We start from the raw sequence: 17713 nt of genomic DNA, 5'->3' as shown, positions 1-17713 counted from the left end.
CCCAAATCGGGGCTAAAATGAGCTTATATCAAGTTTTCCGTATAAAAGTAATATTCTTCTTTATTTTTTACAAAATGGGCAAGTAACAGATAGATTGAACCTGCAGCAAACATGATAACCGAAACAGTTGGTGAGCTTACAAAGTAACATAGATTCACCAAAGCCGTAATAATGATTGTCTCCATAAATGGAAATATCAAATGTTCGGTACTTTCAATATGACTAAAGCTATTTAAATCCTTGATTCTTTTTTCATTAGCCCTTTTATAGATAAGTTTGTGCCTTAAGATATATGTTATGTAACTCCCCGATAAAAAACATAACACTGCAAAACCAATCAAACTTAACTGGAACTGCTGTATTGAAAAGAGAATGATTAAAAATACAATACTTACCCATATTTTACGAAAGTACACGAACATTTTTATAACGCCCCTTAAACTATTATGACACTATTTTAACATTTTCTAAGAATGGAGAAATATCAACAGGTTCGTCTTTATGGCCTAAACGAATATCCATTGAAAAATTGTCTTCACCATCCAATAAATTCACCTGTAATATGCCTACCATTAATCCAATTATTTTAAAGCTAGAAGGATACGATAAAATAAATCTTTTAACACTTGGCTGCATTAACATAATTTCCCCCCTTAATATTTTATAAATCTATAGCAACTTTAGATATCCCTCAGAGAGTAATAAAAAACGCCAATACCCAAAAGAGGATATTGGCGGTGCTTCCACACAATAAATTGTCTACTATTTTATTACATATATCGTACCATGATTTTTAACTTTTCTCAATTGTTTTACGTAAATTTGGTAATGTCTTTCGTTCATTTATTTTGCCTCAAAGTTTTAGCGGCTTATTCACCTACCATCCCGTCACCATCACGATCATCCATGTATTTGTATAACCAATGGTCAGACGTTATGGGCATACTAAAACCTGCATCTTTCGCTTCTTTAATCGTTACCTTCCCATTACCATTTGTATCAACTCGAGAAATATCACCGTCTGCGTTTGAGCTAGTTGAATTCGTGTTTGAACTAGTTGAATCGGAGGGCTTACTGTCTGTTAAACCGAGTTTTGCGTTTACTTCATCAGGGTTCACATTGTCGAATTTATCTACAATCACGTTGCCCTTTAAAGTATAGGTATACTGATAACTTGAAGGAATCTGCGTTTTTGTATTCGGATATGTGATAATAGCTTCAAATTTAGTAGCTCCACCCGCCTTACGGATCGCGTCTTCCATATATGCTTGATCTCCATGTCGGTTAAGCGTACTTTCTTGTGGAGTAATATTGTAAGCATTTGATACCCCTCCGAGAGAATCCGCAATGATATGTCCTTCATCTAAATCTGCTCTTTCGACACCAGGAACTTTTGCTTCATCAGAGTAGTATCTGCCAGACGATGTTACAGGTTCGGTACGGTCATCTTGTAGAACGATTTCGTCAGCAATGACACGGACCAGTTGCCCATGTTCATTCGTGAAAGCCCAATACTTCCGGTCCCCATAGCCAATGTCAACGACCACGTTCGGTTCACGATATCCAGACAAATCACCACCATCAACTTCAATAAGATTGTATCCCGAGAACAGGTCATTATTTTGTTCGGTTGGCGTTTCTTCCACTACTGGTTCATCTACAACCGTAGTGTTCGTCTCTTCCTTTTCGCTATTATTTGAATTTGTTTCAACTGTGGTTACATCTTGTGAATCTGTTTCTTTATCTGTAATGGATGCATCTTCTACGTTGGCACAACCAACCATAAAGATGATCGTTAAAAGTAAGATTAAATATTTCATTTTCTTTTTCACTTTACAACTCTCCTATAATAGTTTCATATTGTTCATTCTAAAGCAAAACGACTAATCTTCCTTAAAATATTCAATTCGTTCATTAAGCTCCTTGAAAAGATCTAGGATGATTCCTCTCGATTTATACTCTATATCACCTAACCAATAAATTGTTCTTATTTCTTGTTCAGTTAAAGAGCGACCTAGCCCTTTTATAAGGACCTTAGCCATTTCCTGTCTAGTTACGTCTGGATCTACATATTCATATTGTTTAATCATTTCAATAACTCCCTGTAATTTGTGATTACTATACGCGTTCCATCATTCTGATTACTCGTAATATTCCCTATTTTTATTCTTTATTAATCCATATTCCATTTTTGTTTAATACTGGTATTATAGTATTCGTGAATAATACTTAATACCCAGAAGGTGAAGATTTGAATAGTACTGATTACTCACTAATATCTAAAGATACCCTTTTGAAAACAATTGAATTCTATCGAGCTCAATTAATTGAAATTGGGGTAACAGAAGGAATAAACAGTAACCAAACCATTGAAATCAGCCAACAACTAGATAAATTGATTTTCTTATATCAAAAAACTTCATAGTTATTCCTTTAACCCAACAATAGTTAACAGGGCAAGTTGTGATCCAAATCCTTTCTACAGCTGTCTTGCTCTGAAATACTCACAGTTTACTTTGTTTGCAGTTATTTTGAAAAGCGACATTATAACTTATTAATTTTTAGCTTAGCTTCTATACAACTGCCAATAGAAAAAAATACGTAAATCAATAAGACAACTGTAAAAACGGTTATTATAACAAAAATTCCTTCAAAAGTATTCCCTCTGCTTCACTTCCTGTTAATAAGGTTTTTGCTATTGAAGTACAATCCAAATAACACCAATTATAAATAATAGTGAGAAGGTTCTTCCGCGCATTTCCCTGATTTCTTTAGATAACTCAATATAATCATTTGAATACTTCCCTATTTCCCCCAAATCCCTTACGTCACATAAGCTGTCAAAAGAAAATTAATTTCGATAAATCCTACATTTCTACAATGTATTATCAGCAGAACCTAACAAATCTTTTATATTAAGAAGCCATGAGTAAGGTACATGATAGTATTCCTGAATAGAAGGGTCTAAATTAACTTGACCAGTACGAACTTCCGCAATTAATAATGACTTTTTAAATAGAATCAAAGTCTGCTGTCCATCCCATGTTAAAGAATAGTCCTCCTGCAGCCACTCACCTGATGAAGAAAGCTGTTTTTCCTTTAAGATAGAATAAATTTTATACATTAAGAATATGAGATTTGACCGAATATCATTTGTTTTCTCGTTCATGTGAAATTACCAGCTTTCTATAGGCTTATCACTAAACCAAGCATTTTTGGGGTTACGATACCTTCCTTGCTTTTGTTTATACACTTCTTTCAATTCAGGAATTCCTATACTTCCCTCTTCTTCAGGCAATACGAAAAGATCGACCCCAGCTTTTTCCGCTTCATTTTCTGCAATTTCAACACCTAAATCATAGATTATTTCACGTTGACCTTGATAAGTCGTAATTTTTTTAACACCCACAAGGATGTCACCTACTAATTCCACGCCAGGCGCAGCAGGTATCGCTCGCTCTAATCCCCTCTTTGTATATACAAAGAGCGGAACACCGTCTTTATCTGTTGGCAAACTTTTTAATTCTGGTTCCCAACCAAACGGAATATCCTCATTATCTTTAAAGTAATGATAACTTTCCGGTAATACATTTAGATTACGTACAAACCCTCCAGCAGACTTACATTGACTGGCCATTTCATACCCCAATGGATCCACTTCGATTTTATAGAAACCACACATTTTTTGATTACTATCAAAATGCTGACATAAAGTACAAGTTGGATGGATTTTTTTCATCATTTATTCCTCCTATTTTTTAATAATTGTTCAGGAATATCATTCTTACAAAAATTGATTTTGATATTATTATTTTTCAAGAAATTCATCTCATCTATTGTGAGAGTTCGGTCGCACTTTACACATTTTACCGAATTAGATTGAGTCCCAGTTTTAGTATTATTAACTTCAATACCAATGCCCGGGTTACTTCCCCACTTTCTATATGGCGCTAAATCCACCCAACCCATTCGAAATTTATCACATGCTTTTCTAAGTGCATCACTTTCTGCTGAAAGGATAGAATGCTTTAAATTCATGATTTTACCCGAATCAGCGTATCTTTGAAAATTAGAAAACCCAATCCCTTCTCTCTCGGCATCGAGTATCTTTAAAACACCCTTAATTTGAATTTGTTCTTCTTTTTCGTAGATAATCGGATCACCGGTTGTTTTCCATGACCAAAGATTACCTGCAACTTCCTCTAATCTTTGTATGTAGGCTTGAACAGGGATGGAAGCTCGACTTGGAGTTTCCGTATTTTCCACTGACCCTTCTGGAAAGGCTGCCGTTAATTCTTTTATTAAAGATTGGTATAATTCTAGACTCTCTTTATGTCCCACTACTACCACCTCAACTAAAAAGCTTCCTTAACTAATTTTTCGTAACCAAAGATTTTTCTTGCCAGTTGGATGTTTATCTATTCTTTTTCTAGCTAGACTATCCCAGGATCCTCCGTTACTAACTCTTTCTAAATTAAAGCCTGAAGCTCTTAGCGAATTACCAGGTTCTTCAACAAGTGTATAGGTAATAACTTTTTTATACCCCATTGCCTTCGCAATCTGACAAACAGAAGAATAAAGCTTACTGATACCATTTTTGTAAATCTCTTTCACACAACATCGGGTAATTTCAAGTGTGTAACCATCATCATGATGTCTTGATACAGGGCGGCCAGCAATGACCACTCCTACCATTAAATCTCCATCTGATAATGCGACTGAAAATTTATGCCCTTGAGGAGACTTGTGATGACGATGATGTTGATTGACAAACTCTCCTGCAGATTTTAATGTTACCGGCATAGTTTCTAATTTAAGCTTTGTTGCTCTATACCATGTTTTTGCATATTCTTCAGCATCTTTTACGGACCGAAAAGAATCAGAAATTAACTCATAATCATCTCGTATAAGAATCCAACGGTTCTCTTGGTCTAACTGTTCATCAGAAAGAACAATAAATTGATTCGTTTTCTCTTTGATAAATAACCAATACCACATGATTCTCACTCCCCGTTAGCCTATTAAAAAATCTAAAATTGTCTCATATTTACCTAAACCACTTTTTAACAATTTCTTTTGATTCTTCCTTTATTAACAAACCTAGAATTCCTTCTATAATTTCATCTGATGAATTCATAAACTTAGTAGGCTCTTGTTTATCTCTAGGAGCAAACTCCTCAATTAATTTCATTTGAAAAAAATCATGAACTATCTCTAAAATCGATGAATTGTATTGATTACTCTTAATTTGCACTTCGGGTATAGTTTTTAAAAAGTAATTCCCTTCATTGTCTATTTCCTGTTGAATGATTGAGATACCAACTTTATAATCCCTAGGGATTTCAACCAACAAGCGTAGAGCTGGAACATTCGCATCTATATAACCTGTTTGATCACACACAAAACAAGGGAGACTATACATATGAAAAAGGCCTTGACCTTTGCAAATCGGACATTTAATCTTTTCTTCCACTTTTTCCATCAAAACCGCTTTAGGAAATTGTTGAATCGTAAACTTTACAGAGCTATTTCCATCTTCGAGCTCCAAATAATCTCTTATTTCTTTAGGTATGGTAATTTGCCCTTTACTTGTAACACTAGCTTTAGCCATATTAATCCTCCTATAACAATTCCTTACTTTGTATGGTAAGGAATTGTAAGGAATTTGTCAACCTTTAACTTTTTTACCATAGATAAAAGAGAGGAAATACATAGTAAGTCCTCTCTTCTTGCTTAGTGATGTTTTCTTAGTGACACTCTATATTAAACATTGATGACATTTTATATTAAAAGTAGTGACATTTTATATTAAAGTTATCTCGGTACAAAAAAGTAGTATATATCAGGTGAAATCTGCAAGAATGTCCAAATCAATGGAGCTCCGAAGACCATCCCCATACCAATCCTTTTTCGAGCGGGATTTTTAGCAGCCAGTAACCATACTCCCATTCCAATGAAGAAACCAGCATAAATCATCGGCTCAAAAAGAACCTTTATGACTTCGTAAACAACCTCTCCCCAGGGCAAAGTAATATCCACTACATCTCGTATTGTTGCATCCGAATTTTCTTTTGGCTTATATGTTCCCATGTAATATGTAATGATCAATGGCATATACAGGGCTAGTAGCATCCCGACTGAACCGCCAATTGAAAACAAGTAAGCTTTTCTGCGTTTAAATGGATTTTTGAAAGCAAACAAAAAGAAGAAGAGCGCAATCAGAAATATTAAACCGAATAACGGTACAAATAGAAGTTGGAACAGTCGAATTCCATTTTCGAGCATGATATTTACCGCCATATTTTTCACCTACTATTCTCAATCTTATTAATGAGTTCCCAAACTGAAGAATCAATATAATAGTATTCTGAGGTATCATGGAAATCATTATCTCCATGCTGAAAATGCTCCATTTTTTCTTTCTTAACCTTTATATTGACTCTGATTGGGGACTTAAGATCTTTATAATTCAGGTCACAAATCACCCTAATACTATCTTTTTCAAACACCATCATCCCTTTTATGACTTTAACTGAAGTCAACATGCCATTCCTTGTTAGTCGGGACATAATATCTTTGACTAATTGTTCTTTATCTTGTTCTTTCCTTTCGAACAAATCAGTTTGAAGTTGTTCTTGAGAAAACGCACTTGGGTAATTATTCACGTCATTCTGTAACGCTATCGAAAATAAATATTCAATCGCAGCCTCTGGCTTTGAATATTTTTCTTTCAGATATTTTTCAAATTCCTCATCAGGTTCTTCGCCTGCTTGCATCGTTAAGTTTTTCTCCATTTGTGCAATCTCATTTAACTCTATGTTGCTTTTTTCAAAAGTCGAAACCTTTGATTGAACTGCCACTTTTACAATTAAATAAGCGGAGACCAGAAGTAGTGTTATGATTACCGTTGCTATTATTTTTCTCCTCAATGATCACACTCTCATTTCATTATGGACTTGGGGGAGCAATATAGAGTAATGGGTTCACACTATTGGTCGGACGATACTTGTAAAATGGTCTGTGGATTTCAAAATGTAAGTGTTGACCTGTTGAATCACCTGTATTCCCCATAAAACCAATAAGCTGACCTTTGGTAACCTGATCCCCTACAGAAACTTTTCTTTCAGACATATGAGCGTATACCGTTTCATAGGTATGTCCGTTGATGTTGTGCCTAATAAATACGACATTTCCATATGAACTTTCTCTTCTTGATCTAGAGACGTCACCATCAGCTGCAGCAACAATTGGGACACCCGCTCCTTTCTTTGCAATATCTACTCCGTAATGCATTGTTCCCCATCTAGGGCCATAATTAGAGGTAACCCTTCCAACGGTAGGAGTCATAAAGGTTTCATCACCAACTGGCAATGGAAATCCTCCATTGTAATCACCATAAGATTCACAATTCATCGTCAAGCCGCCGAGTTGGCTAACAATTTTTGAAACATTAGGCACCCAATGATTATTTAAACCAGTCGGATCGTTACTTGCTCCAACAGGGGCATACTTTGAACCTAGTTTTTCTACAGTGGTTAATCCGTCATTAATAATTCGATTGTGCAACGTTCTGGCCATACTCTCTAATCCATCATCCAATGTAGAAAATATCATAAGCCCATTTTTCCCCATTAAACCACCTGGATTATTCTTTTCTTTGATAGCTGCAGAAGTTCCAAATCCGCTTTCATGAAAGGCAATGGCAGCAAACAGAACGGGATCAATCCCGTGTTTTTCTGCTTTTTTAAGAATAACGTTGCCATAAGAACTTAATACCCCTGCATTTGTAAACATTGAATTCCATGAAGATTGTTCGATTTCCTTATTCGGTGAACAATAGGCACCAATACTCGAAACAAACTGACCAATACACATGGCCAGATTACCACCCTTTGCACAGCTTTTTAGCCCCTTGTAATCTATGGTAAACCTAGGAAAATTCTCATCCAGAGTTTGGGCCATTTCAATTACATATTCAAAGTCTTTAACCTTTACTAATCTAGCAAGCTTCCCTTGAGGATTATCAATCAATAAGAAGGATAATAAACGATTTACATCATATGTAACAGGAGGTTCTGAGCCGTCATCGATCAGATATAAATGATACTTTTTAAACGTTTTAGTTTTACAATTTCCTGACTCTGTTTCCCCACTATCCAGCCAGTCTGTATCATGCCAATAATAAGCAAATTCCGCCTGTGCATATAAAAGGGTTGAATCTAATACTATTTCACGAGAAGGAAGCGGCTCTGTTCTCGTTGTAATAGTCGTTTCAGTTCTTGTATTTATTACATTTCCCTCTTCATCCAAGTCTTCTATGGTACACGATGTTTCTTCACGGATATCCACTTTCTCTCCAGATGATTGTCCCATTGTCATTTGTACTTGCATGCTTGGGTGATTAAAGTAATAATCATATTCTGCACTGATAACATTATAAAACTTACTTTGAGCTGCACTTTGGTCTCCTGGGGTTTCCATTGGTGTGTTGCTAAAATCCTTATGCCAGGGTCGATAGTTTATATGTTTCAGATTTTTATAGGAATAGAGAATACCTGTCATTGCCCAACTAGGGGTCATCTTATCTGAAAGTCTTTGTAACCATGCTTCACTTACCGGAGGGTAAGGGAATTCATCCTGCTGCCCACGAATTTGAGAAGTTAATGGATCTGCTAACTGTTCGGTTCGGTCCACTACAACAGTCTTTATGGTATTATCAAATAATTCCTCAGCTTTATTCCTTTCGCCCCCTAATTGAAAGAAGTCAAAACTTGCTACTCCCTCGATTACAATAAGCAACAAGACAATTAGGAGGATAATAACGAGCAAATATGGGCCCACGAAAGAAAGAACAGTTTTAAGGAGTGCTGGAATTAATCTCTGAATAAAAAATTTAAATAGCTTCGTAACAGCTTTAAATCCTTTTACCGCCAATTTCCGTACTCTTTTATTTTTTACCGCACTTTTCCCGATTTGACCTAACTGATCTGCTGTTTGTTTTCCTATATCTTGACTATTATTTGTGCTCAAGACTTACCCTCCTAACTATAAAAATCCTCTATGTCTAGGAGCTTCATTATTTCTAAACCTATTTCCTAAACCATGTATAGAATCTGCTACTCTATCTCCACTTGATCGCGTATCTGCTCCTTTCATTCCTGGTGAAAAATAGGAGTCAGGATTTAAGCCATCAGCTTTAAAATTCGAATCTACGATACTTCCATTTTGGCCTCTTAACACCGCTTCTGATGACCTTTGTAAAGTGGATGAGGATCCCGCTAATGCATCCATTTGAGGAACACTGTATGTTCCGTTTGGTGAATACCCTAAGCTTTGAAGCGGATTTCCAAATTTATAATCAACTTCTCTTTGTATGCCAGCTCCTAAAGAAGGATCCGCAGCCCCCCAAGGGCTTATTCTTTCGAGATTGTCATTCCCTTTATCAAGAAAAAAAGCGCTCCCCTTTTGGTCCTGAATCCATTTCACATTTTGGTCAGCATGCGTCTCGCTTAACTTTTGAAGGTTCATACCGCCAAATCCACCAGGTTCAGATGAATTCAATAGTCTTTGTCTTGATACACCACTAAGAGCATGTCCTGCACTTCTTCCAAGTCCACCTAAACCTATTAGCGCCCCTGCAGACTCTCCCATATTTCCAAAGAACTCACGTCTTTTCCCAATATCCTTAAAGCTTTGTTTAAATCCTCCGCTATTCTTGATATCCTTAAAATTTTTAAAAGTATTTACGCCAAATGCAGAAAGATTCCTAGATCCTTGTAAAAAACCCGCTGTTATACCTTTTCCTGCCATAGCTCCCAACATTACTCCCTGTGGTCCTAAAACAAGGCCAGCAGTACCACCCAGAATAGCACCACTCATACCCGCTCCCGATTTCATAGCAATCCAGACCTTAGAGTGTTTACCTTGAGCAAGTTCGCTAATTCGAGTATTATTTTGTTTTGCAAAGTCAGGGATTTTTTTCCCTATAGGACTTTTTGCAGCTGCAAATCTAGTAACGTTCGCAGCTGCAGCGACTGATTTAACCCCCATCATGCCAAACTTATCTAAGTTAGAAGAGGTTTCAGACAACTTCATCCATGACATCAACATACCTGTAAGCGGAATAAACATTACTAATAGAGCCATTTTAAACATGGTACCGTTTATACCGCTTAACAACGTAGAGAAAAAGATAAATATGGTTAGAATAAAAGAATGGAAACTTTGAAGAAAAATGAGCCCGCATAATTCTTTTATCCAAGTTGAGAAAAAAGTTCGAGTCTGTGTAAATAATAGTGAAATTCCTGCAACAGGTCCTAAAATCATGAGAATGAGAATAACGACTTTTCTAAATATGTAAATGAAGTTCATATATAACGCTAAAAGCCATTCAGCCAAGAAGACAACAATATCAGTAAATGCAAATTTGGAATTGGCAGTCATTAAACTAACAGTCTTGTAATCTAGTCCATTTGAATCCATTAAACTTTTAAATGAATTAATGACAGCTGTATTTAATACAAATAATTGCTCTATTAAGAAATCATAAGAAAAAAGGAAAATGGTCACCATGAACCACATTTTCACATCTTCCCAAAACTCTGCTCTGGACTTCCCCGTTAAACCACTGAAACCTACCTTTATTCCTGAAAACATCATCGAAAGAACAAGGATTGAAACAAATATTGATTTTACTAACTTGATCATAGGTTCAATAATTTTTGTTTGTTCATCACTTGTAAAAATCCCATGTATTAATACTTTTTCTTCAGAACTCCATATACAATAGGGATTTCCAAATATTAAATTAGCCATAGAATTAATTCCCGCGATGTTGACAAAACTTGTTATATAATCAATTGCATAAGATTCAGGTAATGAAGCATCTTCTTCCTTATATTCTTTCATTTTTTCTTCAACACCCGTATTAAAAACAGGTTCACAAGAGCCCTTTGATTGATTTCCCTCAGCACTTACGATACTTGGTATTAATAGAAAATTTAATAGAATTAATAAAGCTAATATTGCTCTCTTCAAAGCCTCACCCCCAATGGCAGGAGAAGGATATAGGAAAAAGCCTATATCACTTCTCTATTTCTTGAAGTCTTATTGTTTCTAACCTTGGACGCTACCCAACCTGTTGCATTCTTCATTCCTTTTTGACCACTGTAAACAAGGTCAGCCATATGATCACTGCCTGTATTTGCTTTATGATTTAAAGAAGTAAATGCAACATAACTATCAGGATTAATCTTCGAAGCATCGTAATTCGTATCTGAGAATCTCTCACTGGTTAAGGCAGCGTTAATGGAAGTTTGGTTAATCTGTCCATTAGCATTACCACCGCCTACAATATAAGAATTACCTGTTCGCATTAAATGAGGAGTAGATCCTGGTAAACCAACAATGGAAGAAGAATTCCCTTGCGGTTCACTTCCCGCACCCATTTGAATCATACCTTGGTTTTGGGTATCTAGTCTTTGGCGATAGGCTCCATTGGGTTGTAATTCCAATCCACCTTGTACAGGATTCCCTAATTTAAAGCTTGTACTACGCACATGGCCATTTTTCAAAGTTGGGTCAGCCTGCCCTTTCAATCCCACAGAAGTCCATCCTCCGTCCTGGTTTTTCATCCAGAAAGAAGAACCTTTATTTGTTTGTAAATGCATTACTTCTGCCCCTGGGTTGACTTTAGACAAAGTATTCCAAGTCACTGGTTGAGCTTCTCCATTAGGACCAGTGAAGGACATCCCACCTTGATGAAATGGCGTATCGGCAAGTCGAGTTCGAGAAACCCCTGATAATCCATGTCCCAGTTTTCTTCCCGCCTGACCAAGCCCCACAAGACTTCCTACAGATTCTCCCATATCACCGAAGAATTCTCTTCTTGCCGATAAGTCCTTCGATAATCCCTTAAGACCTGTTCCCATGGGACCAGCATAATTAAGAGCATTTTTTCCGGTTTGAATCATATTCGTACCGCCAGCTATGACATTTCTTCCAAATTGAGCGGTACCTGTCGCGATTGACTGACCTGCTTTAGCTGTTGCTGCTGCAATCATTGGATTCATTGTAACCATCCCAGCCGCTCCACCAACAAAAGCACCTAGAGCCCCAGCGCCTTTTTTAACTGACTGCCATTTGGCTGAATTATCACCAGTAGCCATATTGGAAATTTTCGTGATGTTAGAATCAGACCCCCCGCCAGCATTAATTAGTGCATTTTCAGCACTGTTCATCGTTGTGCCTCCGTTGGAATTATTGTTAGCGATATTTCCACCACGAAGGATGCTGCCTGCATGTTGAGCAACCATGATGGTACTTAAAATTCCACCTGCTCCAGCCATAGTCATCATTTGACCCATTTTTGAAGAGGAATCTCCAATATTTAACCAGCGCGAGATCATACCGCTCACTGGGATAAACATCATCATAAGTCCTAACTTCATTAATACTCCCGCTCCAAGAGAGGAAAGCATGGCAAAAGCAAATAACACGATTCCATGAATACTCTGGAGAAATACATTCCCAACCATTTCTTTTAGCCAAACACCAAAAAAGGCTCGTGTACGATTAAAGAGTAAAGAATAGGCACCAATTGGACCTAATACTAATAAGACTAATATGATGATTTTTCTTGCAATGTAGATAAAATTTAGAATGACTGCTAATAGCCATTCACCAAGAAACGTTATCAATAAGCTCATGACGGGCATGATGGTAATCATATCTTTCCAACCTGCGATAATGGAAACACCATCAACACCCACTCCATTTGAAATGAGTACATTCCTTATGGATTGAACGACAGCCGTATTCATTCCAAAGATTATATTTGTGACAGGTATATAAAGTGCCATTAATAAGCCGGATACAATCCACATTCGCGAATCCTGCCAAAATTCAGCTTTAGCTTGAGGATTCATTGCCCCGAAGCCCATTTTTAATGCAGATATAAGGATAGCAAGTGTTAATAAAGAAACATAAATAGCACTAAACATCTTTAGCATAGGGTCCACAATTTTCTCTCTCTCAGTGACCGTAAAAATACCATCCTTTGATAAAGAATCTTGTTTATCCATCCATACGCAATAGGGATTTCCGTAAACTAATGTATTTAACCCTGCAACTGAACCGATATTCATAATGTTTTGTACTTGACTTGCTAGAAACTTTTCAGCCATATTTGCATCATTTTCTTTGTAGTCATCAATCTCTTTATTCATTTCCTCATTTACAAGGGGATTTCCACAATCCCAGGTATAGGTAGGAACGACATTATTGAGACTCTCAGCCTTCGCTATGTTTAATGGGAAACTGAACAAAATGATCATTAGAATCAGGACGGCAATGAACTTTTTCATTATGTCCCTCCAACTACCGAGATATTTTGGTTCGTGTTTAAGTACACCCATTCATCTGGAGTAGGTTCACTTCTAAAAGCAACAATCTCTTTACCAGCCTTTAAAATGACATCCCCGGTATCCGCTGTCCGAATCATTTGACCAACCTCATCAGAAAACTTAAATGTTTCTAAAATAGGCATGATATCTTGATCCGATTGCTTCATAAACGCCACTGTGTTTAATTGGGCAATTACATCCTGTGCTTCTTCGGTTCTATGGAACATTTCATAACGCTGAGAAACAAGAGTTAAACTTACATTCCATTTCCTTCCCCGTGCAGATAATAATTTGAAAAACTCCATCATCGAAGGATACTTCAGCATCATCCACGCCTCATCTTGAACAACCCGTTTTTTAGGTTTCGGGTCATTTTTAATGAAACGATTCCATGTCCAAATGTTCAAAACATGTTGCGCTAATGGTCTTTCAATACCGTTTGAACTTAAACGAGAAATATCAAAATTAATAATAGGGGCAGAATCCAAATCAATCGGCATATCAGTAATTAGTTCCGTCTGTCCATCAAACATTCCAAATGCCCTACCCTTGGTAAAAAGCCCTACAATATTACTTAAATTTGCTAGATCACCTATGCCATCTTCAATCCGCTTATTAATTTCATGATAAACATCAGATATAGTTGGCATATCGATATATTTTTTAACCCATATAATGTTATTATTTGGGCCGATTTCTTCCACTTCACGATAGATGGAGGATGGATCTTCTGTTATCCCTTTGTCCGCATACAATTTATTTAAAATTTCATCTAAATTTCCTAATTCAACAGGAGTTAAGTTAGCTGCACCATCACCTGTCGCAGATTCCTTCATTACTTTAAAAAACTCAATTGCTTCCTTTACCTTCTCGTTAATATTCACTTTTTCTATGAAGTGTTCATCTGGGGTATTTTTATTAACAATTTCTCTTTCTACATAAATATCAAGAGGATTAATACGACTTGATTTCCCCTTAAAGGAATCAGAACGTAGAACAATTACGACTCCTCCGAGCGCTAGAGTCAAATCAACGTACTCTGGCTCAACATCAAATATAACAACGCGATTGATTCCATCCATGAATCCTCTACCTATAAGCTGTTTAACAAAAACCCCTTTTCCAGCCCCTGACTCTCCAAAAATTCCAACATTATAATTGTTTAATTTTTGGTCAAAGTTGTTGAAGTAAACATATTCATTGCCATATACACCTATTGGCATCCCGCCAGTATGATTCAACTTACTTGATGTATGTGGGAAGATAAATGTCAAAGCCATTTGGTCTAGGTTTCGCGAAGACTTATCCAAATAATTTTGACCTAAAGGTAAGGTTGATAAAAACCCTTCTTTTTGTCGCCCATATGCATTGATAAGCTCAATGGATTCTCCGCCTAAAGTGGTGTCCACATCAACACACCTTTGGTTTAATTCCGATAACGTATCTGCATATACAGTAGCTTGAATACTTACATAGTAAAGTCCATTTTGGTTGTTTCTTATCTGATCCCTTAAAAACTTTGTATCATTTAATTTTTGAAGTGTTTCTTCGATACGAGCAATATTTTCATTTTTTGAGGCACTGTAGTAAACAGTCTCTAATTGGTCAATCTTATTTTTAAGTTTCCTCAAAGCTTCAGTTCTTTGAAAAGGTTCCACATGAACCGAAACATCCATGTCATCTCCGTTAAATAATCCATCTAACCAGTTAATGATTACCGTCCGTGGATAACCACTTGGTTTAATAAAGAAAGACCTTCCGTACTTGATATTGCCTAAGCCAGTTTGAATTTTGAAATGGTCGTCATGAAAAGTAATTCCATCATTCATTGCATTATCAATAAGTGAAGGAAATGAAATTTCTTTATCAACCGTTACAGGTTTAGGAGATTCTTTCTTCTTTTTCTTGCGGAACAAATTCCTCATACTCTTCCATGACCTCCCCTAAATCTTGAACTAAATCCTCAAACCCTGGAAGGCTTTCAGGATCTGCAGTAATAAAGCTAGTAATTTTTTCCCTACCTGGTTCAACGACACTTTCAATAGGGTGAGTTAACATACGATCTCGATTTAAGGATCTTTTTAATACTTCCATCCCTTCTAAGGAATCTAATATTTCGGAAGTGATTTTTGCCCTAGCTAACATTTTTTGCACAATCGTTGCAGCTTGATAGAGTGACTCTGCAATTCTTCTTTCCTTTTGTTCAGGAGTTAATTTCCCCATTTTAGAAGGCTCATAAATGTAACTAACTAAGTAATAAGCTTTTCTTGTTAGGCGAAAATCATTAACTGCTCGATTTTTGATGTAACCAATAACCCGCTCATTATAATCTCTCGTTTGAGGATTAACATTTTTTAAGTTCTTTTTAAACCGGGCCTCGTCTTTTCTTAAGTCTTGCCTGACGGCTTGGCCAAGAAGTTGTATACGGAAATTGATAACCTTCCATAGTGATTGATAACCAAGAATGATACTTTGCTGCTCAGATGTATTAAGTAAATCAAAATTCACATAATCGGTTGCTATGATTAAGGAATACTCATTTTTGGATTTTTCAAAAATACCATATCGAATGTCCTTTATACCGATTAAATCCTTTAATGATTCTTCTTTTTTATCTATTTTATTCTTCTTAACTGTTCGTTCTGTAGGCTGGGAAACCACATCACCCGATTCCATTTGCCTCTGTTCTTCTAAAAATTGCTTTCTTTTCCACCCGGCAACTGGCTCGTTATTATCCATTCTCTTCTTAGCAATATATAAAAAGCATAATGTTGCGACTGTTACAATCATTAAAAACCAAACGAAAATATCAAAAAACATGTTCGCGCCTCCCTTTAAAAATAGACTTTCTGAGAACGCTTGAACTTTATTCTTGTAAGCACAAACTCTGAAAGGTATTGTTCATATTTATCTAGCTTGATGAAAGCCAAACATATAGCAAGAATAAAAAATCCTAATGAGAAGATGAACCGAATGATAATATCCGTAAATCCATGAACAAATGGCAAGTTACCGAATATCAAAAAGGACAAAGCGACAAAAATAGTAGGGAAAACAATCATAAATTGTCTCTTTGAAAAAATAGCGAGTATTTCTTTTTCTTCCTCAGTCAAATCGATTGGCACTACTACTTCACTCAAATCTGTTTACCCTCCTTTAAAAAAGAGGGATGGATTATAGTCCATCCCTCCTCTGATTTAACCGGCCATCTTCGCAATTGCTGGCGCTAATAAGTATGCAGTGAAAAAAATAAACGCCCCTGCACAGCAACTTATTAATGCCATCCAAATGGTTCTCATTTTTGCTGAACTAATAGATCCAAAAATAATTACCAATGCAATAATTAAAATTGCTAGAGTAAAAGCACCAGTTCCAACGCCGCCAACTATCTTAATGATTTTCATTAATGAATTATTAATTTCATTGTTACCAACATCGTAAATATCCTTACCGATTTGTCCCAGCACTAGAGAATTCATAAAGTTTCCCATTATCTCACCTCCTTCTGGATAAAAAAAAAGAAGCACGCTCAATAAAGGGTTTAATCCCAGTATTGAGGTGCTTCCTCTTTTTAATAGAATATTTGATTACCATAATTATCTATTATGTTAAAAACGATGTCAATATGTACTATGCGTTTTTAGTCTGCCTTCTTTTATAATGAAATTCATGTATTTCCCCAGCTGATAGCCCATCAAAGGATGTACCATTTTTATTCATTTGATAATTTAAAATAATTTTAAGGTGATACAGGTGATCATTATGTTTTTTTACATAGTTTGATAGTAATCCTACTAATGATTTGAAAGACTCTTCCTTCATCCCACTAGCTGAATCCTTTTCAAGCATTTCACCTTGGGAAATTAATTCTTTTGACCGCTTAAAAGTTATAATTTGCAGCTCACCATCACGGATAGAAAATGTAATTTCGCCAGAAGGATTTGTCTGACAGGATTTCTTTACCGCATTATCATTTTGTAAGGTTTCCTTGATTTGATGTGCTAAATTGTAGTTTGACTCAATTATTTTTTGAACCATTTTTCTCTCCCCTTCTTTCTTTATCATGTATCTATATAGCCATACGGTATCATTCTGAGTTGAAGTAAAATGTTTTGTTCATATTTCAAAAGAGTTTAAATGATTTTTATTGTGAAATTTCATTTTTTATTATAGTATATACGAACTGCTGATTCAACAATATTTGACAATTTTTCGTTGATTTTGTTATTTTTTCCGTATAATTTTATTATCTAATTCTTTTTACCTGTATCTTTTTAACTAATTTCGCGCTTTTGACTATCTATTTCCCT

The 17713-nt window shown here is 36.0% G+C and carries 19 protein-coding genes; 1 reads left to right on the top strand and 18 read right to left on the bottom strand.

The window, feature by feature from the left end:
• Positions 1–444: 444 nt before the first annotated feature.
• The 3 genes from AR328_RS15895 to AR328_RS15885 all read right to left on the bottom strand — a co-directional run bounded on the left by AR328_RS15895 (position 445) and on the right by AR328_RS15885 (position 2090).
• The gene (locus AR328_RS15895) at positions 445–642 is read right to left on the bottom strand and encodes a hypothetical protein (protein WP_066297644.1); all 198 of its coding nucleotides are present in this window, start codon (positions 640–642) and stop codon (positions 445–447) included.
• A gap of 227 nt (positions 643–869) precedes the next feature.
• Positions 870–1832 (bottom strand): DNA/RNA non-specific endonuclease, encoded by a 963-nt coding sequence (locus tag AR328_RS15890; protein WP_231734916.1) that lies wholly within the window; start codon positions 1830–1832, stop codon positions 870–872.
• A 51-nt stretch (positions 1833–1883) separates the two neighbouring features.
• Positions 1884–2090 (bottom strand): hypothetical protein, encoded by a 207-nt coding sequence (locus AR328_RS15885; protein WP_066297635.1) that lies wholly within the window; start codon positions 2088–2090, stop codon positions 1884–1886.
• A 161-nt stretch (positions 2091–2251) separates the two neighbouring features.
• On the opposite strand from AR328_RS15885, the gene AR328_RS22305 reads away from it, so the two are divergent.
• On the top strand, positions 2252–2425 hold the full coding sequence (locus tag AR328_RS22305; protein WP_082677273.1) for an aspartyl-phosphate phosphatase Spo0E family protein: 174 nt from the start codon (positions 2252–2254) through the stop codon (positions 2423–2425).
• Positions 2426–2875: 450 nt separating this feature from the next.
• Here the strand turns inward: AR328_RS22305 and AR328_RS15880 are convergent, their stop codons facing one another.
• The 15 genes from AR328_RS15880 to AR328_RS15810 form a co-directional block, all read right to left on the bottom strand.
• Entirely contained in the window at positions 2876–3169 is a 294-nt protein-coding gene (locus AR328_RS15880) for a hypothetical protein (RefSeq protein WP_066297629.1), read from the bottom strand.
• Between the two features lie 6 nt (positions 3170–3175).
• Positions 3176–3742: a hypothetical protein gene (locus AR328_RS15875; protein WP_156422710.1), complete on the bottom strand. Its 567-nt coding sequence runs from the start codon at positions 3740–3742 to the stop codon at positions 3176–3178.
• The gene (locus tag AR328_RS15870; protein ID WP_066297622.1) at positions 3739–4341 is read right to left on the bottom strand and encodes a hypothetical protein; all 603 of its coding nucleotides are present in this window, start codon (positions 4339–4341) and stop codon (positions 3739–3741) included. Before AR328_RS15870 ends, AR328_RS15875 begins: the two co-directional genes overlap by 4 nt.
• A 27-nt stretch (positions 4342–4368) precedes the next feature.
• Complete coding sequence (locus tag AR328_RS15865; RefSeq protein ID WP_197414477.1) at positions 4369–4998, bottom strand: XF1762 family protein; 630 nt, start codon at positions 4996–4998, stop codon at positions 4369–4371.
• A gap of 49 nt (positions 4999–5047) precedes the next feature.
• A complete protein-coding gene (locus AR328_RS15860) occupies positions 5048–5611 on the bottom strand; it encodes an AbrB/MazE/SpoVT family DNA-binding domain-containing protein (RefSeq protein ID WP_066297616.1) in 564 nt (187 codons plus the stop codon).
• A 203-nt stretch (positions 5612–5814) separates the two neighbouring features.
• Positions 5815–6300 (bottom strand): hypothetical protein, encoded by a 486-nt coding sequence (locus AR328_RS15855; RefSeq protein ID WP_066297613.1) that lies wholly within the window; start codon positions 6298–6300, stop codon positions 5815–5817.
• 5 nt (positions 6301–6305) lie between these two features.
• On the bottom strand, positions 6306–6929 hold the full coding sequence (locus AR328_RS15850; RefSeq protein WP_066297610.1) for a hypothetical protein: 624 nt from the start codon (positions 6927–6929) through the stop codon (positions 6306–6308).
• 19 nt (positions 6930–6948) lie between these two features.
• Positions 6949–9030, bottom strand: coding sequence for a peptidoglycan DD-metalloendopeptidase family protein (locus AR328_RS15845; RefSeq protein ID WP_066297607.1), 2082 nt, complete (start codon positions 9028–9030; stop codon positions 6949–6951).
• A gap of 15 nt (positions 9031–9045) precedes the next feature.
• Positions 9046–11037 carry a hypothetical protein gene (locus tag AR328_RS15840; RefSeq protein WP_066297605.1) on the bottom strand — a complete coding sequence of 664 codons (1992 nt, stop codon included), beginning with the start codon at positions 11035–11037 and terminating at the stop codon, positions 9046–9048.
• Positions 11038–11078: 41 nt separating this feature from the next.
• Positions 11079–13364, bottom strand: coding sequence for a hypothetical protein (locus AR328_RS15835; protein WP_066297603.1), 2286 nt, complete (start codon positions 13362–13364; stop codon positions 11079–11081).
• Positions 13364–15328, bottom strand: coding sequence for a VirB4 family type IV secretion system protein (locus AR328_RS15830; protein WP_082677272.1), 1965 nt, complete (start codon positions 15326–15328; stop codon positions 13364–13366). The genes AR328_RS15835 and AR328_RS15830 overlap by 1 nt, the downstream gene beginning before the upstream one ends.
• A complete protein-coding gene (locus AR328_RS15825) occupies positions 15285–16223 on the bottom strand; it encodes a hypothetical protein (RefSeq protein ID WP_066297600.1) in 939 nt (312 codons plus the stop codon). Before AR328_RS15825 ends, AR328_RS15830 begins: the two co-directional genes overlap by 44 nt.
• 14 nt (positions 16224–16237) lie before the next feature.
• Positions 16238–16543 carry a PrgI family mobile element protein gene (locus tag AR328_RS15820; RefSeq protein WP_066297597.1) on the bottom strand — a complete coding sequence of 102 codons (306 nt, stop codon included), beginning with the start codon at positions 16541–16543 and terminating at the stop codon, positions 16238–16240.
• A 57-nt stretch (positions 16544–16600) separates the two neighbouring features.
• Entirely contained in the window at positions 16601–16894 is a 294-nt protein-coding gene (locus AR328_RS15815; RefSeq protein ID WP_066297594.1) for a hypothetical protein, read from the bottom strand.
• A 139-nt stretch (positions 16895–17033) separates the two neighbouring features.
• On the bottom strand, positions 17034–17441 hold the full coding sequence (locus AR328_RS15810; protein WP_066297590.1) for a hypothetical protein: 408 nt from the start codon (positions 17439–17441) through the stop codon (positions 17034–17036).
• Between the last annotated feature and the right edge of the window lie 272 nt (positions 17442–17713).

Source organism: Bacillus sp. FJAT-29937 (genome assembly GCF_001509555.1).
In the GTDB taxonomy this organism is placed as follows: domain Bacteria; phylum Bacillota; class Bacilli; order Bacillales; family Cytobacillaceae; genus Cytobacillus.
This window is presented reverse-complemented; position numbering and strand designations above follow the sequence as displayed.